18 protein-coding genes are annotated in these 21,449 nt (G+C 71.2%); 7 read left to right on the plus strand and 11 right to left on the minus strand.

The annotated features are described in order from the left end of the window. Positions 1-11 precede the first annotated feature (11 nt). Together EP757_RS34470 and EP757_RS34475 are read right to left on the minus strand one after the other, a co-directional pair. Positions 12-1,292, minus strand: a complete 1,281-nt coding sequence (locus tag EP757_RS34470; protein ID WP_127552565.1) for a TRAP transporter large permease — start codon at positions 1,290-1,292, stop codon at positions 12-14. Next, a complete protein-coding gene (locus EP757_RS34475; RefSeq protein WP_127552566.1) occupies positions 1,289-1,816 on the minus strand; it encodes a TRAP transporter small permease in 528 nt (175 codons plus the stop codon). The genes EP757_RS34470 and EP757_RS34475 overlap by 4 nt, the downstream gene beginning before the upstream one ends. Positions 1,817-1,999: 183 nt before the next feature. Here EP757_RS34475 and EP757_RS34480 point away from each other — a divergent pair, with 183 nt between their 5' ends. Next, positions 2,000-2,764 carry an IclR family transcriptional regulator gene (locus EP757_RS34480; protein WP_232050152.1) on the plus strand — a complete coding sequence of 255 codons (765 nt, stop codon included), beginning with the start codon at positions 2,000-2,002 and terminating at the stop codon, positions 2,762-2,764. 5 nt (positions 2,765-2,769) lie between these two features. Here EP757_RS34480 and EP757_RS34485 read toward each other — a convergent pair whose 3' ends face one another. From EP757_RS34485 to EP757_RS34505, 5 genes are read right to left on the minus strand one after another with little or no spacing between them, the layout of a single operon-like run. After that, positions 2,770-3,762, minus strand: a complete 993-nt coding sequence (locus tag EP757_RS34485; protein WP_127552568.1) for a Gfo/Idh/MocA family protein — start codon at positions 3,760-3,762, stop codon at positions 2,770-2,772. Further along, positions 3,759-4,199, minus strand: coding sequence for a type II 3-dehydroquinate dehydratase (locus EP757_RS34490; protein WP_127552569.1), 441 nt, complete (start codon positions 4,197-4,199; stop codon positions 3,759-3,761). Before EP757_RS34490 ends, EP757_RS34485 begins: the two co-directional genes overlap by 4 nt. Beyond that, positions 4,196-6,286, minus strand: a complete 2,091-nt coding sequence (locus tag EP757_RS34495; protein ID WP_127552570.1) for a PQQ-binding-like beta-propeller repeat protein — start codon at positions 6,284-6,286, stop codon at positions 4,196-4,198. Before EP757_RS34495 ends, EP757_RS34490 begins: the two co-directional genes overlap by 4 nt. Next, the gene (locus EP757_RS34500; RefSeq protein ID WP_232050153.1) at positions 6,283-8,010 is read right to left on the minus strand and encodes a thiamine pyrophosphate-binding protein; all 1,728 of its coding nucleotides are present in this window, start codon (positions 8,008-8,010) and stop codon (positions 6,283-6,285) included. The genes EP757_RS34495 and EP757_RS34500 overlap by 4 nt, the downstream gene beginning before the upstream one ends. After that, on the minus strand, positions 8,007-9,449 hold the full coding sequence (locus EP757_RS34505; protein ID WP_127552571.1) for an aldehyde dehydrogenase family protein: 1,443 nt from the start codon (positions 9,447-9,449) through the stop codon (positions 8,007-8,009). The genes EP757_RS34500 and EP757_RS34505 overlap by 4 nt, the downstream gene beginning before the upstream one ends. 110 nt (positions 9,450-9,559) lie before the next feature. Between EP757_RS34505 and EP757_RS34510 the strand changes: the two genes are divergently transcribed. From EP757_RS34510 to EP757_RS34520, 3 genes are read left to right on the plus strand one after another with little or no spacing between them, the layout of a single operon-like run. Next, on the plus strand, positions 9,560-10,738 hold the full coding sequence (locus EP757_RS34510; RefSeq protein WP_197725449.1) for a CaiB/BaiF CoA-transferase family protein: 1,179 nt from the start codon (positions 9,560-9,562) through the stop codon (positions 10,736-10,738). Next, a complete protein-coding gene (locus EP757_RS34515; RefSeq protein WP_127552573.1) occupies positions 10,735-11,541 on the plus strand; it encodes a citryl-CoA lyase in 807 nt (268 codons plus the stop codon). The genes EP757_RS34510 and EP757_RS34515 overlap by 4 nt, the downstream gene beginning before the upstream one ends. Beyond that, positions 11,538-12,500, plus strand: a complete 963-nt coding sequence (locus EP757_RS34520; RefSeq protein WP_232050154.1) for a ThuA domain-containing protein — start codon at positions 11,538-11,540, stop codon at positions 12,498-12,500. Before EP757_RS34515 ends, EP757_RS34520 begins: the two co-directional genes overlap by 4 nt. A gap of 2 nt (positions 12,501-12,502) precedes the next feature. Here EP757_RS34520 and EP757_RS34525 read toward each other — a convergent pair whose 3' ends face one another. Beyond that, positions 12,503-15,181, minus strand: a complete 2,679-nt coding sequence (locus EP757_RS34525; protein WP_127552574.1) for a TIM barrel protein — start codon at positions 15,179-15,181, stop codon at positions 12,503-12,505. Positions 15,182-15,340: 159 nt separating this feature from the next. Between EP757_RS34525 and EP757_RS34530 the strand changes: the two genes are divergently transcribed. After that, positions 15,341-17,140, plus strand: a complete 1,800-nt coding sequence (locus EP757_RS34530; RefSeq protein ID WP_160165974.1) for a PHB depolymerase family esterase — start codon at positions 15,341-15,343, stop codon at positions 17,138-17,140. Between the two features lie 76 nt (positions 17,141-17,216). On the opposite strand, the gene EP757_RS34535 is transcribed toward EP757_RS34530, so the two are convergent. Next, positions 17,217-18,374, minus strand: coding sequence for a pyridoxal phosphate-dependent aminotransferase (locus EP757_RS34535; RefSeq protein WP_127552576.1), 1,158 nt, complete (start codon positions 18,372-18,374; stop codon positions 17,217-17,219). 199 nt (positions 18,375-18,573) lie between these two features. Here EP757_RS34535 and EP757_RS34540 point away from each other — a divergent pair, with 199 nt between their 5' ends. Further along, entirely contained in the window at positions 18,574-19,002 is a 429-nt protein-coding gene (locus EP757_RS34540) for a hypothetical protein (RefSeq protein ID WP_127552577.1), read from the plus strand. Positions 19,003-19,126: 124 nt separating this feature from the next. Next, positions 19,127-20,077, plus strand: coding sequence for an AraC family transcriptional regulator (locus tag EP757_RS34545; RefSeq protein WP_127552578.1), 951 nt, complete (start codon positions 19,127-19,129; stop codon positions 20,075-20,077). Here EP757_RS34545 and EP757_RS44235 read toward each other — a convergent pair. Continuing rightward, positions 20,062-21,057: a PAS domain-containing protein gene (locus EP757_RS44235; protein WP_127552579.1), complete on the minus strand. Its 996-nt coding sequence runs from the start codon at positions 21,055-21,057 to the stop codon at positions 20,062-20,064. The two genes, EP757_RS34545 and EP757_RS44235, sit on opposite strands and share 16 nt — an antisense overlap. A gap of 5 nt (positions 21,058-21,062) precedes the next feature. Continuing rightward, a complete protein-coding gene (locus tag EP757_RS43060) occupies positions 21,063-21,215 on the minus strand; it encodes a hypothetical protein (protein ID WP_160165975.1) in 153 nt (50 codons plus the stop codon). Between the last annotated feature and the right edge of the window lie 234 nt (positions 21,216-21,449).

Below are 21,449 nucleotides of genomic sequence, written 5' to 3' on the forward strand. Positions count from 1 at the left end.
CTCCCGAATCTTCAGAATCCGAGCACACGGGGTAGCCACAGCACGAGGCCGGGCAGGGCGGTGACGACGATCAAGACCAGCAGCAGGGGTACGAGGAACGGGGCGACGCCGCGGAAGATGACGTCGACGGGTTTCCCGGTGACCGAGCTGGTGATGTAGAGGACGCTGCCGACCGGTGGAGTGAGCAGCCCGATCATCAAGTTGATGATCATGACGACGCCGAAGTAGATCGGGTCGATGCCGAAACCGATCGCGATCGGCAGCAGGACCGGGACCGTCACCAGGATGATCGCGGTGGCGTCGATCAGGCAGCCGAGGATGAGCAGGATGACGTTGACCAGGATCATGAAGATCCATGGATTGTCGGAGACGCCGGTGAGGAATTCGGCGACGTCGCGGGACACGTGGGCGCGGGTGAGGATCAGCCCGAGCAGCGCGGCGGCGCCGAGGATGAGCATGATGCCGGCGGTGATGACGGCGGTCTCGCGAGCCGCCTGCAGCAGCACCCGGGCCCGGGCGGTGCGGTAGACGACGCCGAGGATCAGCATGTAGAGCACCGCGACCGAGGCCGCCTCGGTCGGGGTGAAGGTGCCGGACAGGATGCCGCCGAGCAGCAGCACCGGGGTGAACAGCGGGCCGATGGCGCCGATCGAGGCGCGGGTGAACCGGGCCCGGTCGAACGGCACGGAGACGAACTGGGGCCGGCGGGCGGTCCAGATGAGGATGTAGACGCAGAGCCCGATCGCCATGGCGAAGGCGGGCAGCACCGACGCGGCGAACAGCGCGCCGGTGGAGACGGTGGCGGTGGCGGCGTAGATGACGGCCGGGATGCTGGGGGGCATGACCGGGCTGATCAGCGACGACGCCGCGGTCAGGCCGGAGGCGAAGCCGTGCGGGTAGCCGGCCTTGACCATCTGCGGGATCTGCATCTTGCCGAGGCCGGCGACGTCGGCGAGGGCGGATCCGCTCATCCAGGAGAAGCCGACCGCGGAGCCGACGTTGACGTAGGCCAGGTTGCCGCGCAGCCGGCCGAGCGCGGCGAGGCAGAACTCGTAGAGCCGGTCGGCGATGCCGAGCCGGTTGGCCAGCACCCCGACGAGGATGAACAGCGGGACGGCCAGGAGCGGGAAGCTGTTGAGCCCGTCGAAGGTGGTCTTGAGCGCGAACCCGGCGGAGCGGCCGTCGGCGAGGGCCCACCAGAGGCTGGGTCCGATGAAGGCGAGCCCGACCGGCACCCGGATCGCCAGGAGCACGGCGATGGCGACGCCGACCATCCAGAGTTCGAGGATCATCTCGCCTCCGCCGCGTCGAAGACGACGTCCGGCCGGCCGGCCGTGAAGATCCGCACTATCGCGCGTACCGTGCCGGACGCGAAGCCGACCAGCGGGACCGCGTAGAGGATCCAGATGGGGATGCCGAGTGCCGCGGTGCGCCGCGCCGAGTACGCCAGGATCAGGTGGTACGCCTCCCACACCAGCATCGCGCAGATCACCGCCGTGCACGCCGCGGAGACCGCCTTGACGATCGTGAAGGCACGGCCTTTCACCAGGTAGTCGATGATCTGGATGGTGATGTGGCCGTTGTTGCCGATCAGGTAGCCGACCATGATGAACGTCAGGACGATCAGCGAGTAGCTCGCCAGCTCACCGACCCCGGGCCAGTTGAGCGGCGGCACGAATCGGCTGACCACCTGCCACAGCACGCTGATGAAGATCACTACCAGCGCCGCGACGGCGATCCCCAGTTCGATCGAGCCCCAGGCGCGCAGGATCGCCGGCTCCCTGGTTTCCCGCTGCGCAGAAACGGATGTGGTCAACGAGGGCCTCTCTCACTCCGAGGGACGACCGTCAGACGGACCGAATGGACCGCTGTGTGGATGGCGTGTAACGTACGGGCGACCGCCGGATCTGGCAAGAGGCCGTTACGAATGTGTGAATCCGGGCCCGGCACGGCAGGATGGTCTGCGGCCGAACCGCCAGGACGCGAGGAGTGTGGATCTGTGGAGTCGCCGGAGGCCGCTGACCAGCAGGGGGTCCGCAGCGTGCAGCGTGCGCTCGGAATTCTCGGCCTGCTGACCGACGACCGGCCCGTGGTCTCGGTCCGCGACATCGTCGAGGCGACCGGGCTCGCCAAGACCACCGTGCTGCGCCTGGTGTCGACGCTGGAACACAACGGGCTGCTCTGGGCCACCACGAACGGCTACATGGCCGGGCCGGGCCTGTGGCGGTGGGCGCACCTGGCGCGCAAGAGCTGGGAGCTGCCGCCGGAGACCCAGACCGGCATGCGCGAGCTGGCCGCCCGCCAGCGCGAGACCGTCAACCTCTATGTAGCCCGCGACGTCTACCGGGTCTGCGTCGCCCAGCAGGAGAGCCCGCAGCCGCTGCGGCACGTCGTCCGGGTCGGCGACGAGCTGCCGATGTGGGCCGGCGCGTCGTCGAAGGTACTGCTGCGCGACGCCTCCCCGGCCCTGCTGGAACGCATCGCCAAGGGTTCGCCGCACGGCCCGGGCCACGCGGCGGTGATGCGGGAGTGGATCGACGCGGCGGCCGCCGCCGGTTACGGGGAGAGTCACGGGGAACGCGAGGCCGGGCTGTCCGCGGTCGCCGCGCCGATCCTCGGCCGCTCCGGCGCGGTGGTCGCGGCGCTCGCGCTGAGCGGGCCCTCGATCCGGTTCACCCCGGACCGGGTCGCCGCGTTCGCCGCCGACCTGACGGCGATGGCCCGGCAGATGTCGGAACGCGGCTTCGACAGCCCGTTCGGCTGAGCCGGTCATCGCGGCCCGTCCAGGGTGACGGTCACGCCGGTGCGGGACGACGTGTGGATCGCCTCCACGATCTCCAGGGCGTGCAGGCCGTCGCGGCCGGTGACCGCCGGATCCCGGCCGTCGCGCACGGCCGCGACGAAGTCCGCGATCTGCAGGGCGTGGAACGGCGCCAGATGATCGTGGACGGCTGCCAGCGGCAGATCCGCGCTGCGCCGGTCGTCGGCGCCCACCATTCCCTCCGGATTCTCGACGAGACCGGCCGTGCGCCCCGCCGCGTCCGACACCCACAGCCGGATACCGAGGCCGGGCCGGAACGTCGTACCGGCCTGCACCGTCGCGATGGCGCCGGAGGCGAACTCGATGAGCGCGCCGGCGGTGTCCTCCACGCCGCTGCCGTGATGGACGCGGGTGGCGCAGTGCCCGGTCACCCGCCGGGCCCGGCCCATCCACCACTGCAGCAGGTCGAGATGGTGGATGACCTGGGTGATCAGCACGCCGCCGCGCCCCGGCTCGGCGTAGTAGTCCGCGCCGCGGTTCAGCCGCGCCGTGATGCCGCCGCTGATCAGCGGGCCGAGCCTGCCGTCGTCGAGGGCGGCCCGGATCCGCTGCGCCGCCGGCCAGAACCGCCGCTGGAAGACGACGCCGAACCGGATTCCGGCGCTGTCGGCAGCCGCGATCATGCGATGGGCCTGGGCCAGGTCCTCCGCTATCGGTTTTTCACACAGCACCGGTACGCCGGACCGCGCCGCGGCGAGCACTCCCTGCTCATGAACCGTGTGCGGGGTGCAGATCGTCATCGCGTCGAGTCCCGCGGCGAGCATCGCGTCCACCCCGTCGAACGCGTGCGGGACGCCGTGCCGGGCGGCGAACGCGTCGGCCCGTCCCGGCGCGGTGTCGGCCACCGCGTGGACCTCGGCGCCCGGGGTCGCGCGCAGCGCCGCCACGTGGGTGCGGGCGATCAGCCCGCACCCGAGGATCCCGAAGCGCAGCGCGGTCATGGGTCGCGGCGCCCGGCCAGACCACGCATCGCCAGCTCATAGCCGCCCGCGCCGAACCCGGCCAGGAACCCCCAGGACGCGGCGGCGGTCCGCAGGTCACGGTAGAGCGGCTCGCGCGCGAACACGTTGGTCAGGTGCACCTCGACGATCGGCTCGGCGAGCATGCGCAACGCGTCGTAGAGCGCCACCGAGGTGGTGGACAGACCGGCGGGGTTGATGATGACGGCGGCCTGTTCGTCGTACGCCTGATGCACCCAGTCGATCAGCTGACCCTCGACATTCGACTGAGCGAAGAACAGGTCGAAGCCCAGCTCACCGGCGAGCGCCTGGCACCGCTTCTGGATCTCCGGCAGGGTGACCCGCCCGTAGAGGGCGGGCTCCCGGCGGCCGAGAATGTTCAGATTCGGCCCGTTGAGGATGAACAGCCGCCCGGTCACGGCCGGTAGACCTCGACCTTGCCGGTCGAGCGGGGGCTCGCCGGATCGTTGAAGAAGTATTCACCGGCCCGGTCGAAGGTATAGGTGAACGACTCCCCCGGCGCCAGCATCACGTCGAACAGGCCCTCGAAGAACTGGGTGACACCGCGCGGGCCGGCGTTGCCCGGGTGGTTGGTGAACGTGACGGTGGTGCCGACCGGCACCCGCAGGTGGGTGGGGTTCATGCCGGCCACCGTGAACGACTCGGTGGTGCCGGTCGCGGTCCGGCCGATGATCACCGTGTTCGCCACCGTCGCGCCCTCGACCGGGGCCCCGGAGACCGGGCGGCGGATCACCGGCGGTGGCGGCGCCGGGACCGGGCCCATCGTGCCGCCCAGCTCGAACGCCCACAGGAAGTCACCGCGAGGCGCGCTGTTGCCGTACGGGATGCTGGTCCCGCCGGCGAACACGGCCAGGTACTGCTTCCCGCCCGCCTTGTACATGATCGGACTGGAGCTGATCGCCGCGCCGGTCTGGAACCGCCACAGCTCCCGGCCGGTCCGCGCGTCCAGGCCGAGCAGGTTGCCGTCCGGCTGCCCGATGAACAGCAGATCGGTGGCGGTGGTGAGGATGCCGTTGCCGTGCGCCAGCGAGTACGGAATCCGCCGCTTCCAGCGCACCGTGTTGGTGCTGACGTCGACGGCGACGATGCCGCCGGTCTGGTATTCGCCGGGCGGCCGCAGCCCGTTCGCCGCCTCGGTCAGCGAGTGCGCGGCGGCGACGTACCCGTAGCCGGTGTAGACCAGGCCGGTGCGGTGGCTGAACGACAGGTGCGACCAGTCGGCGCCGCCGCCGTGCCCGGGAATGGACAGGATCGGGATGTCCCAGTGCGGGGTGTAGAGGGCGCCCCGCACGTAGTTGGGCACGGCCCGGTTCGGGTCGCCGGGCACGGTGGTACCGAGGGGCTGGTCGACGACGCGCTGCTCGGTCCAGCCACCCTGGACCGGGAACGGCTGGGTGGGCCACGTCTTCTGCCGCGGCTCCTGCGGGACCGGGCGTTCCACGACGCCCAGCGGGGCGGTGCCGTCGGTGCGGTCCAGGATGAAGAACATGCCGGACTTGCTGCCGTAGACGACCACCTTGCGCATCCGGCCGCGGATGCGTACGTCGGCGAGCACCGGCGACATCACGTTGTCCATGTCCCAGATGTCGTGGTGGATGGACTGGAAGTGCCACCGGTACTCACCGGTCCGCATGTCGAGCGCCACCAGCGAGTTCGCGAACAGGTTGGAGCCGCCGCGGGCCGAGCCGTCCTGCGACGAGTTGTTGCCGCGCGCGTTGCCGAACGTCCAGTAGGTCAGCCCGAGATCCGGGTCGACGGCCGGGTGGATCCACGGGGTCGCGCCGCCCTCGGCCCAGGAGTCGCCCTCCCAGGTGTCGTTGCCGAACTCGCCCGGCCCCGGCGTACCCCAGAAGTGCCACAGGACCTCGCCGGTGCGGGCGTCCAGGGCCAGGGCGGCGCCGCGCGGGCCGTCGTTGGTGCCGCAGAACAGCAGGCCGTCGTGGTGCACGACGGCCACCTTCTCGATGTTGCCGAACCCGTTGACCTGCTTCTCCCACACGACCTGGCCGGTCTGCTGGTCGAGGGCGATGACGTAGTTGTCGTTGGACTTGGTGAACACGTGCCCGTCACCGACGGCGACACCGCGCCGGGTGAGGGCGCCGCGGGTCTGGTCGTAGCGCCACTTCGTCTGCCCGGTGACGCCGTCGACCGCGACGACGTTGCCGAGCGCCGACTCGATGAAGAGCACCCCGTCGACCGCGACGGCCGTGGACTGGCTGTTGCCGGTCCGCAATCCGTTCTCGATCGAGTTCATCCACGCGCCGCGCAGCCGGCGCACGTTGCCCGCGTCGATGCGCCGCAGGCCGGTGTAGTTCTGGTTGCCGAGGTTGCCGCCGACCTTGGGGAAGTCAGCGCCACCCGGCGTGTCGAAGGACGCGGCCGGTGTCTCGTGGCCGAGGCCGGGAGCGGCCGGCGCCTCGTGGCCGAGGGCGGGAACCGGGACCGCGGCGACGGAGGCGAGTTTCAGGACATCTCGTCTTCTCATTCGAATATTCCCTGGTAGATGTCTTTGATGTTCCAGTGCCCGGGGGTGGGCACCGGCTCGTTGACCATCGGTACGTCGATCACCGCGGGCCGGCGGGCGGCGAGGGCGGCCCGCAGCGCCTCCGCGAAGCCGGCGGCGCTGGTGACGGCGTAGCCGTCGGCGCCGCAGGCACGGCCGAGCGCGGCGAAGTCCGGGCTGTAGGCGGAGCCGTCGGGCGCGGTGAAGTCGCAGCCGTAACTGCGCCCGAAGTTCGCCGACTGCAGGTCGCTGATGGTGCCGTGCGAGCGGTTGTTCATCACCACGAACACGACCGGGGCGCCCTGTTCGACGGCCATCGGCAGCGCCGGCAGCTGGGCGCTCATGCCGCCGTCGCCGATCAGCGCGATCACCGTGCGGTCGGGCTGCGCGATCTGCACGCCGACGGCGGCGGCCGGCCCGAAGCCCATGGTGGACGCCCCGCCGGGGGTGATGAACCGGCCGTCGGCGGGCAGCTCGTAGCACTGGGCGACGCCGTTCTTGTTCCAGCCCACGTCGGTGACGAGCACGGCGTCGGCGGGCAGGATCGCCCGCAGGTCGGTGAGGATGCGTTCGGGGCGCAGCGGGAACCGGTCGTCGGAACCGCGCCCGCGGCTGTCGGCGAACAGGGCCCGCCGGGCCGCGGTGATCTCCTCGCGCAGCCCTTCCCGGCCGCGCGGCTTCTCCTGGCGGGCCTCGACCGCGGCGGCCACGGCCTGCACCGCCCGGGACACGTCGGCGACCGCCCCGATCTCGACCGGGAAGTTGCGGCCGATCTCCGCCGGGTCGATGTCGATCTGCACGAGCTTCGCGGGCGGGAACTGCCAGGTGTAGCGGCGGTCCCAGGAGCTGGCGTCGGTCTCGGCGAACCGGGTGGCCAGGGCGAGGACCACGTCGGCCTCCCGGGTGTACCGGTTGGTCATCTCCAGGCCCCAGAAGCCGGGCATGCCGAGCAGCAGCGGATGGTCGTCGGGCAGCGTGCCCTTGGCCATCAGCGAGTGCACGACCGGGATGTCGAGGTGTTCGGCGAGCGAGCGCAGCGCGTCCAGGCCGGGGCCGCGGCGCAGGCCGCCGCCGAGGTAGATCAGTGGCCGTTCGGCGTTCAGGAGCAGCCCGGCGATCTGGTCGGCGACCTCGGTGGGCAGCTCCGGCCGGTGAACGGTGGCGAGCGGAAGAACGGCGGGCTCGACCGGCCGGGAGAAATGGTCCATCGGCACGCTGAGCAGCACCGCGCCGGGCCGGCCGGACGCGGCGGTCCAGAAGGCGCGTTCGGTGAATCGGGGCAGGTCGGCGGCGCGGTGCACCTGCCAGGCGCGTTTGACGAACGGCCGGTAGATGGCGGTCTGGTCGGCGTCGGCGTGCAGGTTCACCTCCTGGTGCGGGTGCCGGCCGTGGTAGTAGGACGGGATGTCGCCGGCGATCGCGACCAGCGGCACCGAGTCGAGGGCGGCGGTCATCACGCCGGTGACGCCGTTGGTCAGGCCGGGGCCGACGTGCATGAGCACGACGCCGGTCTTGCCGCTGGCGCGGGCATAGCCGTCGGCGGCGTGCGCGGCGGCCTGCTCGTGGCGCGCGATGACGAATCTGATGCCGCTGCGCCCGATCGCGTCCAGCAGGGCGATGTTGGTGTGCCCGCAGGTGCCGAAGACGTACTCGACGCCGTACGACTCGAGCTGGGCCACCATCGCGTCCGCCGCGGTGCCGCTCACGAGATGCCCCGCAGGATCAGGGTCTTCACCGTCGTGTAGTCGTCGATCATCCACCGTGGTGACTCCCGTCCGAATCCGGATTCCTTGACGCCGCCGAACGGCAGATGGTCGAGACGGAAGTTCGAGGACCCGTTCACCACCAGTCCTCCTACCTCCAGCTCGCGCCAGGCGGTGAAGATGCGCCGGACGTCGTAGGTGAACAGCCCGGCCTGCAACCCGTACCGGCTGTCGTTGCAGGTGGCGATGACGGCGTCGAAGTCGTCGAACGGCGTGACGCTGACGACGGCGCCGAACACCTCGTCGCGGATCAGCCGGGCGTCGGCGGGTGGCGCGGCCACCACGGTCGGGGTGACGGTGGCGCCGTCGCGGTCGCCGCCGGTGGTGATGGTGGCGCCGGCGGCGGCCGCCTCCTCGGCCCAGCGCACGACCCGTTCGGCGGCGGCGTCGTCGACCATGGACCCGACGGCGGTGTCCGGGTCGAGCGGGTCGCCGACGCGCAGCTTGCGGACCTCGTCGGTGAACAGGTCGAGGAAGTCGTCGTAGCGGCCGCGGTCGACGTAGACGCGCTGCACCGAGATGCAGCTCTGCCCGGAGTTGCTGTATCCGGTGGCGGCGCAGATCCGGGCGGCGGCGGTCAGGTCGGCGTCGTCGCAGACGATCGTGGCGGCGTTGCCACCGAGCTCCATGACCAGGCGTTTGGCGCCGGCGGCGCGGGCCACGGCGTGGCCGGTCGCCGGGCTGCCGGTGAAGCTGATGACGGCGACCTCCGGGGCGGCGCTGAGGGCCGCGCCGACCTCGCCACCACCGTGCAGGACCTGCACCGCCTCCGGTGGCATGCCGCAGTCGAGCAGCACCCGCACGACGGCCGCGGATGACGCCGGCGCCTGGGGTGGCGGTTTGACGAGGGTGGTGTTGCCGGCCGCGAAGGACGCGCCGAGTTTGTGGGCCAGCAGGTTGGCGGGCGCGTTGAACGGGGTGATCGCCAGGGTGATGCCGGCCGGCGCCCGGTGGGTGAGCGCGGTGTTGCCGACGCCGCGCTGCCAGCCGGCGACCGGCAGCACCTCGCCGCCGATCTGCCGGGCCTCGGCCGCGCAGACGGCGAAGGTGTCGGCGACCCGGTCGATCTCGCCGCCGCCGTCGGTGACGGGTTTGCCGAGTTCCAGCGCGAGCAGCCGGGCCAGGGTGTCGCGGCGGCGCAGGATCTCGGCGGACGCGCGCTCGAGGACGGCGGCCCGGGCGGCCGGCGACATCCGGGCGACCGCGGTGGCGCCGCGGCGGGCATAGCGCAGGGCCGCCTCCACGTCAGAGCCGTCCGCCTGGCGGGCGGTGGTGACGACCTGCCGGACCCACGGGCCGACGCGGTCGGCGGTGGTGCCGCCGGTCGTCCAGGAGCCGGCGATCAGGCATCCGACCTCGGATGCCGGGGGGCTGTCGGTCATCGGCACTCTCCTCGCGCGATCCGCTACGTGGTACTTCTAGACCGTCCTGTGGACTAGGTGTAACGTACGGGCCGCGCAGTCCCCTGGCAATGGCTGAAGGGCACGCTTTGATGGATGACGATCGACCTCTGTCCGGCATCCGGGTCCTGGACCTGACGAACGTCCTGGCCGGGCCGTACTGCAGCTACCACCTGATGCTCCTCGGCGCCGAAATCATCAAGATCGAACGGCCGGGCGACGGCGACCTGGCCCGTTCCCTCGGCCCGGAACCCGCCCTCAACCGGGCCGCGACCGGCGCGTCCTTCCTGGCCCAGAACGCCGGTAAGAAGTCGGTCGAGCTCGACCTCAAGGACCCCGGCGACCGGGCGGTCTTCGAAGGCCTGGTCACCACCGCCGACGTGCTGCTGGAGAACTTCCGGGCCGGCGTGCTCGCCCGCATCGGCTACGACGAGGACGTCCTGCGGGCGCTCAACCCCCGGCTGATCTACTGCGCCATCTCCGGCTTCGGCCAGACCGGGCCGATGCGCGCCGCCCCGGCCTACGACCAGATCATCCAGGGACTGTCCGGGATGATGAGCGTGACCGGCACCCCGGAGACCGCCCCGCTGCGCGTCGGCTTCCCGGTCTCGGACACCGTCGGCGGCCTGGTCGCCGCGATGTCGATCGCCGCGGCGCTCGCCGGGCGCGCCCGGACCGGCGCCGGGGTGTTCCTCGACGTGTCCATGCTGGAGACCTCGCTGTCGGCGATGGGCTGGGCCGCCTCGAACTACCTGGTCAGCGGTGTCACGCCGGAGCCGATGGGCGACCAGAACGCGACGGCCGCCCCGTCCGGCACCTTCCACGCCGCCGACGGCCCGATCAACATCGCCGCGAACCGGCAGACCCAGTTCGAGACACTCTGCCGGCTCATCGACCGGCCGGACCTCGCCGTGGACGAGCGCTACGCCGACCGCGAGGCACGCAAACGCCACCGCGCCGCCCTCAACGACGAGATCAACACCGCTCTCGGCCGGCGGCCGGCGCTGGAGTGGGAGCGGCTGCTGGCGGGCGCCGGCGTACCGGCAGCCCGGATCTTGACGGTCCCGCAGGCTGTCGCGCTGGAGCAGCTCGACGAGCGCGGCTTCTTCACCGACCTGCCGTTCCCCGCCGATCCGCACCGCACGCTGCGGGTCAGCGGCAACGGCGTGCTGTTCGACGGCGCTCCCCTGCGCCCCACCGGCCCACCACCGCTGCTCGGTGAGCACAACGCCGAGTTCAAGGGCGCCACCGAGGAGGTGACCGCGCCGTGAGCCGCGAGCCGACTCTGCGCGACGTCGCCGACTGGTGGGGCACCGCCGTCTCCCGCGTCGAGCCCGGTGTGATCGAACTGCGCGGCCGGCCCGTCCAGGACCTGATCGGCGCCACCAGCCTGCCCGGCGTCATCTGGCTGATGCTGCGCGGCGAACCCCCCACGCCCGGTCAGGAACGGCTGCTCGAGGCGGCGCTGGTGTCGTCGGTCGACCACGGGCCGCACGCGCCGTCGATCGCGGCCGCCCGGATGGCCGCCACCTGCGGGATCGGCCTGAACAGCGCGGTGGCGACCGGCGTCAACCTGCTCGGCGACGTCCACGGCGGCGCCGGCGAACAGTGTGTGACCCTGCTCCGCGAGATCAGCGACCGGGCCGCCGGCGGCGCCGATATGGACGACGCCGCCGCCGAGGTGACCACCGCCTGGCGGGCCCGCTCGAAGTATCTGCCGGGATTCGGCCACCGGTTCCACCCCCGCGACCCCCGGCGCGATCCGCTGATCGCCCTGGTCGAGCAGGCCGTCGCCGACGGCACCGTCCGCGGCGATCATCTGCGCGCCGCCCTGGCCGTCGAGCGTCTGCTCGCCGCCGGACGCGACCGGCCGGTGCCGATCAACATCGACGGCTGCACCGCGGTGATCTACGGCGAGCTCGGTTTCCCGCCCCCGCTGGCCCGCGGCCTGTTCGTCCTCAGCCGCAGCGTCGGCATCCTCGCCCACGCCTGGGAGGAGACCGGTCAGGGGCGGCGCAACAAGGGGCCGATGCCACCGTCGGTCCTGCCCACCCACCTCGGGGAGACCCCTTGAAGATCAACGCACTGCTCAGCGCCGGCCTCACCGCCGTGGTGATGCTCGCCGGCGTCCACCTGCTGCGTCCCGCCGCCCAGCCCGCGCAACCCCACCGGGAGAGCGCGGCGACCAGCCTCGGCCACGTCGACTACGGCGTCTGCCGTGGCATCGACCCCGGCTGCTACCACGACTGGGGCAACTTCGACCCGGCCACCGACGGCTATCGGGTGCTCGTCTACAGCCGTACCGCCGGCCCCCGGCACGCCCACCTCGGCCCGGTCCTCGCCGCCGGCCTCAATCCGCCGCTGGCCCCGGCCAACGCCGCGCAGAGCGCCCTGGTGAAGCTCGGCGCCGACCACGGCTTCGCGGTCGACTGGACCGAGGACGTCACCCAGCTCAACTCCCCCGCCCGGCTGTTCCGGTACAACGCGGTGATCTTCATGAGCACCACCCGGGACACCCTCGACGACCCGGCGCAGACCGCGCTGCGGCAGTACGTCCGCGGCGGCGGCGGCTTCGTCGGCATCCACAACGCGTTCGGCACCGAATACAACTGGGAGTGGTACGAAGGCCTGCTCGGTGGCGCCAACTACTACGACCACGGCCGCAACCAGCCGGGCACCGTCGTCACCACCAGCCGCCGTGACGTCTCCACGGCCGGGCTGCCGGCCCGCTGGGACTTCGCCGACGAGTGGTACAACCTGGTGCCGTTCCCCAGCGACGTCCGGGTCCTCGCCAAGGTCGACGAGGCCACCCTGCCGGACGGCGCGACCGGCGGCAGCGGCCACCCCGGTCATGGCCGCAACCACCCGGTCTCCTGGTGCCAGTACTACGACGGCGGCCGGTCCTGGACGACCACCCTCGGGCACGCCGTCGAGGCCTGGACCGAGGCCCCGATGACCGGCGACACCTATTTCCTGCGGCACGTGCTCGGCGGCATCGAGTCGGCGATGGGCCGCACACCCTTCTGCCGCTGATCTCAGCTCGCCGCCGCCAGGCTCGCGTCCAGACGCTGCCGGGCGGCGGCGATCGCCATCCGGGCGTGTTCCTTCCCGCCGACCTGCGCCACCAGCTGCGCCCGCGGGATCTCCAGCGCGTACGGCAGGCCCGGCGGCAACGCGGCCAGGATGCCGTCGAGGTCGATGCCGCCCTCGCCCGGATAGAGCCGCTCGAAGCGGGCCGTGTGGATCAGGCCCTCGTTCGTCGCCGGCACCCCGGGCGGCGCGTCGCAGACGTGGGCGAAGTGGAACCAGTGCGCGGGCAGCTCGCGCAGGTCGGCGACGCTGGAGCCGGAACGGGCGAAGTGCAGCAGGTCGATGAGCATCCCGGCGTTGGGCTGGTCGGCGGCCCGCAGCACCCGGGTCGCCTCGGCCAGGTCCGGCGTCTCGGTCCAGGACGGGAACTCCAGGTCGACGGTGAGCCCGAGCGGGCGGGCCATCTCGCACAGCCGCGCGAACCGGTCCACCTTGCGGCCGCGGTCCGGGTCCGGCAGCTGGGTGATGACGTGCCGGGCGCCCAGTTCCGCGCCGGCCTCCAGGAAACGCTGGAAGTCGCGCGGATCCTCGTCCGGCCCGATCCGGGCCAGCTCGATGTCGAGGACCTCGACGCCGGTGGCGGCCAGCCGCACCTTCGTCGTGCGCATCAGCGCCGGATCGGTCGCGAGCGGATAGTGCGGCTCCTGCGGCGTCACCTTCGTCAGCCGGACACCGACGTAGCGGTACCCGGCCTCGGCCGCCGCCTCGACCAGCTCCGGCGGGGACAGGCTCAGCGCGGTCAGGTGGGCCAGCGAGTAGTCGTGCGCCGTCCCGTGCGCGGGCCGCAGCCGCTGCAGCCGGCGGTGCCGGTGCGCGGACATCCGGACCGGCGCGGTGGCCGGCGAGCCGTATCCCGCGTAGCCGCCGATGCGCTGCACCACCTCGAAGAACAGCCGCGAGCCGAGCATCTCCGTGTAGAAGTGCAGGTATTCGCCGTGGTCGTCGCTGTCGTAGAGGATCGAGTGCTCGCGCAGCACGGCGAGCAGGTCCGCAGGCGGGGCGAGGCGCGCGTCCAGGTCGTCGTAGTAGTTGCCGGGGATCGCCAGCACCGGCGCCCCCAGCTCCCGCATGGCCCGTGCGCTGGCGATCACGTCGTCGCTGACGAACGCGACATGCTGCGGGCTCGGGATCGCCGGCGCCCAGCTGCCGCGGCGCAGCGGCGCCGTGTTCAGGGTGATCCGGACACGGTTCGCGGCGTCGGTGGCCGAGCGGCTGCGCAGCAACCCGAACGGGGCGGTGATCTCGGTGGCCGGTCCGGAGTGCAGGCCGAGCACCGAGCGGTAGAACAGCGCCGTCTGATCGAAGTCGTCGACCGGCTCGGTGAGCGCGATGTGATCGGTCGCGGTCACCAGCCCGTCGGTACGCGCCGCCTCCCCGGTCGGCGCGAAGTCGGTCAGCCAGCCCTCGCCCCGGCTGAAGAAGATCGCGGTGCCGTCCGGGGCGGCGACCGAGCTGAGATCGGCCTCCTCCGGCTGCCGGACCCGGGGCAGCACCGGCGCGAACAGCCGGTCGGCGCGCTGCGCGGACTGCTGCGGATCGTCGCTCTCCACCGCGATCGCGCAGATCGCCGCGGTGCCGGGCGCGACGGTGCGCTGCGGCGCGAAGTTGAGCAGCACCCGGGCCTGGCGCTGCTCCCACAGCTGCACCGGCTTGGACCGGTGCCGTCCGGTGCGGGTGAACCCGAGCGCGGTGAGCGTCCTGGCGATCACCGGCCCGGAGACCTCGTCGACGGCCAGCTCGGTGAAGACGTGCCCGCGCAGCTCCGGCGCCGCGGGCAGGCTCTCCTGCAGGGCCAGCAGCGAGCGCATCCCGTCGATGGCCGCGTGCCGCGGGTCGGCCTGGCGGTAGATGTCGTTGAAGACCTCCAGCGCGAGGGGTCCGGTGTATCCGGTCGCCAGCACCCGGGCCACGAAGCCGGCCAGGTCGAAGGCCCCGAGGCCGGGGAACAGCCGGTGGTGCCGGCTCCACTCGGCCACGTCCATCGTCAGCCGCGGCGCGTCCGCCAGCTGCACGTGGAAGATCCGGGCGCCGGGGATCACCGCGATCCCGGCCAGATCATCGTCGCGTGACAGCACGTGGAAACTGTCCAGGCACAGCCCGAGGGCCGGGTGGTCGGCACGGCGCACGATCCGCCACGCATGCGCGTAGGTGTTCACGTGCCGGCCCCACGCCTGTGCCTCGTACGCGATCCGCAGCCCTCGCCGGGCCGCCCGCTCGGCGAGCTCGGCCAGCTGCGCGGCGGCCAGGTCATCGTCGTCGACGGCCTCGGCGGACCCGGACGAGCAGACCAGCAGCAGGCCCGCGCCGAGCTGCTCCAGCACGTCGAACTTGCGCTCGGCCCGGCGCAGATTCGCCCGCAACCGCTCCGGCGGGACCGCCTCGAAGTCGTGGAACGGCTGGTAGACGTCGATCGACAGGCCACGGCGCGCGCACTCCTGCCGGATCCGCGCCGGCGACCACGGCGAGGCGATCAGGTCGCTCTCGAAGATCTCGATCCCGCCGAACCCGGCGGCCGCGGCGGCGGCCAGCTTGTCCTCCAGGGTGCCGGACAGGCAGGCGGTGGCGATCGTCGTGCGCCGCTCGGCAGCGCTGATGCGGACGGTGTCATGGTCGGCGATGAGCATGACGGCCCCACCTTCCTAAGGTCCACCAGGCAGTCCCATCGATCCAAAATAATGTACCGGATAGTTACTTGGCTGACACGCGATGACGTCGATATATTCGCTAGGCCGTCAGACGGATTTTCCGGTCCGCCTGGTGGACCGAGCGAGAGGGGTCGCGGCATGGATCGCCGCCTACTACTGCAAGGCGCCACCGGACTCGCCGTCACCGCGGCGCTGCCCACCCGAACCCGGAGTCTGGACGGCCGCCCGTTCCCGGCCTACGACTACTCGCGGGCCAACAAGCTGCCCCGGGAGATGACCGGCTACTGGACCAAATCCTTCGGCACACGCACCGCGAAGGTGTACATCTCGCCGCGGACGCCGATCCGCTCCTACTTCACCGTCATCGCCGTGCCCGACGGCGTGGACACCGCCGAGTTCCTGCGCACCTCCCGCTGGCGGGAGACGGCCGACGACCGCGAGGAGGGCCTGTTCGTGCTCGAGCCCGGCCCGGACGGCTGGGGCAGCGCCGAGGACGAGGCCGGCTACGTGCGGGAGGCGATCGCCTTCTTCCAGAACAACCGGTACTTCTCCATCTTCGGCCTGCACTACCTGGTCGGCTACGGCGCAGGCGCGCCCGCCCTGGAGGCGTGGGCGGTGGCGAACCCGCTGCGCGTCATCAGCCAGGTCTACGTCGACTCGCCCGGTCTCAGCGCCGCCTACTACGCCTCCCAGGCGGGACGGGAGTTCGACGGGACCACCGACGGCTACACCCCGGTCGTGTTCCCGCCGGGGTTCGACCTCATCCGCCACGACGAGACAGTGCTTCCCACCTGGTACGTCGGATCGCGCCCATCGGCCGGCGTCGACTACTGGAGACGCGCCAACGACACCGAGCCGACCGCGAGCAGCCACGTCTCGCTCGGCGCCGTCTACCGGCAGCGCCGCGGGTCCGACCGCTGGATGACCTCGTACGCCGGCCCGATCTCCGTGGTCGCCGTCCAGCGCCGGCCGGTCAGCACCCGGGCGATCGTCGGCTTCCTCACCGGCTGGACCCGCTACGAGAACTACTTCGCCTACGGCAACCAGCTCTTCGAGCGTGCCGATTACCGGCGGCTGGGCGTCGAGGTCCACACCATGACGGTCGCGGGCTACCCGCGCGAATACTTGACGTTCGTGCCACGGTCGGTCCGGCGTACCAGATCTCCGGTCCTGTTCGTCTGGCCGGGGAACTCCCAGACCGACAAGGTGTTCCTGGACGCCACCCAATGGTGGAAGGTCGCCGAACGCGAGGGCTTCATCCTGGTGATCGTCTGCGAGCAGTACAGCGCCACGTCGGTCTCGGTCAGCCACCGCGATTCGAAGGTGTTCTTCGAGCAGCTGCGGGAGGCCGTCATCGCCCGCTACGACGTGGACACCACCCGGTTCTACTCGACCGGGCAGTCGGCCGGAAGCGCCGTCACGCAGAACTTCGCCATCGCCTTCCCGGAGTACTTCGCCGCGGTCGCGTCGACCTCCTTCACCACCGCCCCGGACGCCTCCGGCGCCGTCACCATCGACGGCGTCGCCTACCCCGCCAGCGGCCAGAGGATCCCCAACTACCAGATCTACGGGTACGGCGACCTCCCGTTCCTGGCGGGAACCGTCTGGGACGACATCGACAACGCTCTGGACAGCTGGGCGCGTTACCACCTGCACGTCAACGGCCTGACCCTGGCCGACGTGGACACCGTCGCCGGGCACCGCAGCGGCTTCCACGACCGCTTCCAGACGTGGACGTGGAAGCACCGCCGCACCGGCGCGCCCGTGCTCCAGCTGACGAAGAACCTCTACCGCTCGCACAACACCATGCCGGAGGAGTGCCCGCTGCTGTGGAACTTCCTCAAGCACTACAGCCACGAGGTGGCCGCGGACGGCACCGTCACCCGCTACTACAGCCCGTCAGCGTTCCACCGCCCCGGCGACCGCAAGCGTCTGTGACCGCTGCCGCGTCGCCCCGCTCGCAGCCCGGTCAGCGGCACCGCACGAACACACGCCAGGAGTTCCGTCATGCCGGTCAGAGGGCTGCCATGAAACGACCCAGGCGGTCCAGGCCCTCCTTCAAGTCGGCCATCGAGGCGGTGTACGACAGGCGCACATGAGTCCCGGCGCTCGCGGAACCGAAGTCGCGGCCCGGAGTGAGGGCGACGCGGGCCTCCTGGAGAGCGCGCTCGCAGAAGACCTGGGATGTCAGGCCGGTGCCGCTCACGTCGATGTAGCAGTAGAAGGCGCCGTCCGGCGGGACCGGGACCGGCAGGCCGATGCGGGACAGGCCGTCGAGGACCAGGGCGCGCCGGGCGGCGAACTCGGCGCGGCGCTGTTCACAAACGGTCAGGGCCTCCGGGGTGAAGCAGGACAGGGCGGCGACCTGCGCCGGTGTCGAGGCGCAGATGTAGAGGTTCTGGGCGAGACGTTCCACCGCGGGAATCAACGGCTCCGGCAGCACGCACCAGCCGAGACGCCAGCCGGTGAGGCCGAAGTATTTCGAGAAACTGCCGATCACGACCGCTTCGGGGTCCATCGTCAATGCCGTCGGAGCATCGCCGTCGGACAATTCGAGGTAGATCTCGTCGACGATGCGCCAGCCGCCGTTCTCGCGGGCCACATCGCAGATGTCCTGCAATTCGGCGGGCGGAATGGACGTTCCCGTCGGATTGGACGGGGTCGCCATCATGACTCCGGCGGTCCTCGCACTCCAGTTCCGGCGTACCGAAGCCGCATCCAATTGAAATCGAGAATCCGGCGTGGTCGGCAGAAGGCGCACCCGGCCGCCGAACGTCTCGATGATCTGGCGATTGCACGGGTAGGACGGATCGGCGATGAGCACCTCGTCGCCCGGATCGACCAGGGCGGCAGCGGTCAGAACAAGCGCCGCCGACGCACCGGCGGTCACCACGATGCGCGCGGGATCGATCTCCGCGTCGTGGCGCTGGCGATAGAAGCCGGAGATCGCTTGGCGCAATGGAGGAAGACCCAAGGCGGCCGTGTACGGCAGAGGCCGACCATCCATCGCGTTCCGCATGGCTTCGCGTACCACTGGCGGCGCCCCGAAGTCGGGCTCGCCGATGTTCAGCTTGACCACGTGATGGCCGTCCGCCTCCAGCATGGCGGCGTGCTTGGCCACCTCCATCGCGTAGAACGGTGCGACGGCCTGAGCACGGTGCGAAATCTTCACGGCCGCAAGCCTAGAGCCCCGCGTCGCAGACGACCCTCGTCGGGAACGTCACGGTCGTCGTCATCACCGCCAAGCTCGCCCGACAACGGGTGAGATCCGCTGAGCCGAGACGCCGAATTGACGCTGACGCCTACGCTGACGCCATCGCCCACACGAGCTTATTCGATCTCGGATTGGAGCAGCGGTGGTCGGAGATGTGGTGCAAGTTCTGAGCTTCGCCGCGCTTGTCGTTTCGCTGTTCCTGGTCGCCGTTCAGACGAGAAGGCTGGGAAAGCAAGTAGAGATCGCCAACAAATTCAGCACGTACGAATCATTCAGCAGCGCTGCCGAACGATACGACGCCGGGCTTGCTCTTCTGTATCAGAGTCCTCATCTGCGGCCCTACTTCTTCGAGGGCAAGGCGCTGGACCTGGACGCCGACGATCTCAATCGTGCGCTGGTCATCGCCGACATGATGGCCGGGGCTCTGAGCAACGCCCTGACCGTCGGCGAGCAGTTCCCGGACGGCACCCGCCAGGGCTGGCACCGGCTCGCCACCGCGATGGGACGGAATCCGCTCTTCCAGATGGTCCTGGACGAGCAGCCCTACTCGTTCACCAAGCTTCGCGAACACCTCGGCGAACGCTGAGTTCGGGTCACCCGAAGGCGTAGCCGCAAGCCCCGCGGCATCGCTCGATCGGGCGGATGGCCTACATGGGGTGACCCGGCCGGGACAGACTCGACTCGAGTATCCCGGAGGTTAGGTGACCAGCATGTCCGTCGAGCGGACCGAGATGAGCTCCCACGAGCCCGGCGAGGTGTACGAGCTGATCGCGCAGCGGTACGTCGACCACCGTTCGCGCATCCTCGGCAGGCCGGAGGAGTTCATGTTCCGGTCGGCGTCCGCGCACGCCGGTGGGATGACCGTCGACCACATCGACTGGGAAGCCACGATGGAGATCTCCGCCGACCCGTTCGACACCATCCTCATCGTCAGCGTGCTGAACGGCCGCTTCGACGTGACGTCCGGGCGGGACAACCGGCGGGCGGAGCAGGGTGAGGCGCTGATGTACCTGCCCGGCGTCCCACCCGAGGTGATCATGGATCGGATGACGTACCGGGTGGCGCAGTTCCCGCTCGCGGCCGCCGAGCGGGTGGCGGACCGGCTCGGCGTGAAGGCCGGCGACTTCCGGTTCGAACGCATGACACCGGTGTCCCCGGCCATGAACCGCCGCTGGATGGCGACCATGACGTACCTCACCAGGCTCTTCTCCGGTCCTGAACCCGCGGTCACGCATCCGCTGATGCTGTCCGCGGCGATCGATGCGGCTGCCGCGGCGGCGGTCGCGGTCTTCCCGAACACCACGATGACCATGGACTACATCGCCGGACCCGGCCGGACGGGACCGGCCGCGCTGCGCCGGGCGATCGCCTACATCGAGGCGCACGCCGCCGAGCCCATCCGGCCCGAGCAGATCGCGGCGGCGGCGGGATTGTCGGTACGAGGGCTGCAAGCCGCTTTCCGCCGGCACCACGACACCACACCCACCGCCTTCCTGCGCCGGATCCGGATGGAACGCGCCAACCAGGAGCTGCTCGCCGCGGGCCCGGACGACACGTTCGCGGACATCGCCCGGCGGTGGGGTTTCGCGGCGACGCGGGGGTTCGCGGCGGAGTACCGGCGGACGTTCGGCCGGACGCCGCGCCCTCAGCGGCGGGACTGACGCAGTCGCCGCAGTTCCTCTTCGGCCGCCCGGCGGGCGTTCAGGAGCTCCTGCTCGTAGCGGCGCCGCTCACCCGCGTCGAACAGAGTGATCCGGATCAGCTTGGGAGTGCCGGTCACGTCCCTGGTCACCGTGGAGTTCATCAGCGTGCTCATCCGGCGGCCGTCCGCGCGCATCACGTCGAACGCGATCTCGTGGATGGTGCCCCGGGCGCTCAGCAGCGGCGCGCAGTGCGTCTCGTGGTAGATCCGGCTGCCGACGCTGAGCAGATCCCGGAACCGCAGCCGGCCGACCAGGGCCGGCCTGTCGTAGCCCGTCCACCTCAGAAAAGTGCGGTTCACCTGCAGAATCGTGCCGTCCGGGGCGGTCGTGAGGTAGCCGCACGGCGCGTCCTCGAACAGGTCCTCCTCGACCCGGCACAACCCGTCGTGCACGGTCACCCAGCGTTCCACCTGCTGCGGCGGGAGGCCGCTGCCGGAGAGGAAGATTCGTACGCTCGAACCGCTCGGCAATGCGGCCCTCCCGTCAGCGAGCAGGTCGCTGAGCGTGGCCCGGGGCATCCGCACCCCGCGCGCGCCCGCCGCCCGGACGAACGCGGCCTGCGACACGGCGCCGGTCCACCGGTAGACCTCGCGCAGCCGCGCCCGGAACTCGGCAGCGGTCATGGCGTTCTCCGGCGTCGGGCACGGCCCCCGGTTGCCGTTCACCGTGACCGGCCGCTCCCCTCGGTAGCCGACCGCATCGGCCACCCGGCACCAGCGGACCTGCCAGTCGGCCTGCTCCGTCACACCGCACCCTCGCAGGTAGGCGGACGTCGCCTCCCAGGTCGGGAACCGGCGGCCGGCGTGCACTGCGGACAGCGTCGGCGGACTGGAGTGCCCGGCCCGCGCCATCGCCTGCAGGCTCGGGCTGCCGGCGCGGGCCCGCAGTTCACGCAGGTCCGCCGCGAGCTCCTCGACTTCTCGTGCGGCAGTGTCCATCGTCCTCAGCCGCGAGTGAGCCGGCCGACCGCGGTGACCAGTGCGACGAGGCTGCCGAGCGCGATCGTCGGGTCGGCGCCCCGATCCACGAGCACCAGCACGGTGACCATGACGCAGGCCAGCGGGCCGGTGGTGTTCTGCCTGGTGCTCGGGATCATCCTGGGTCTCTCCTGCCGCTCATCGGGATGGGCTTACGCAGAGTTAACGCGAGCGGCGATTGCGCCCGCAACATCCCGATCTTCACGGTTGCGTCGACTTCCCGCCGTGATCGTCCGGACAACCTCCGAACGCGACGAGCATCGACGCCACGCCGTTCCCTGCCGCGGGCTGGGCTGCCGGAGCGAAACGCCGGGAAACAGCAGGTGGCGGCAGCCACACTGTGATCAGGGTGA

The sequence above is a fragment of the Actinoplanes sp. OR16 genome (assembly GCF_004001265.1).
Taxonomy (GTDB): domain Bacteria; phylum Actinomycetota; class Actinomycetes; order Mycobacteriales; family Micromonosporaceae; genus Actinoplanes.

Coding starts and splice junctions, on each gene's coding strand:
- EP757_RS34525 (WP_127552574.1), bottom strand. CDS start 15,181: ATGCTCATCGCCGACCATGACACCGTCCGCATCAGCGCTGCCGAGCGG.
- EP757_RS43060 (WP_160165975.1), bottom strand. CDS start 21,215: ATGATCCCGAGCACCAGGCAGAACACCACCGGCCCGCTGGCCTGCGTC.
- EP757_RS44235 (WP_127552579.1), bottom strand. CDS start 21,057: ATGGACACTGCCGCACGAGAAGTCGAGGAGCTCGCGGCGGACCTGCGT.
- EP757_RS34510 (WP_197725449.1), top strand. CDS start 9,560: ATGGATGACGATCGACCTCTGTCCGGCATCCGGGTCCTGGACCTGACG.
- EP757_RS34505 (WP_127552571.1), bottom strand. CDS start 9,449: ATGACCGACAGCCCCCCGGCATCCGAGGTCGGATGCCTGATCGCCGGC.
- EP757_RS34530 (WP_160165974.1), top strand. CDS start 15,341: ATGGATCGCCGCCTACTACTGCAAGGCGCCACCGGACTCGCCGTCACC.
- EP757_RS34545 (WP_127552578.1), top strand. CDS start 19,127: ATGTCCGTCGAGCGGACCGAGATGAGCTCCCACGAGCCCGGCGAGGTG.
- EP757_RS34495 (WP_127552570.1), bottom strand. CDS start 6,286: ATGAGAAGACGAGATGTCCTGAAACTCGCCTCCGTCGCCGCGGTCCCG.
- EP757_RS34485 (WP_127552568.1), bottom strand. CDS start 3,762: ATGACCGCGCTGCGCTTCGGGATCCTCGGGTGCGGGCTGATCGCCCGC.
- EP757_RS34470 (WP_127552565.1), bottom strand. CDS start 1,292: ATGATCCTCGAACTCTGGATGGTCGGCGTCGCCATCGCCGTGCTCCTG.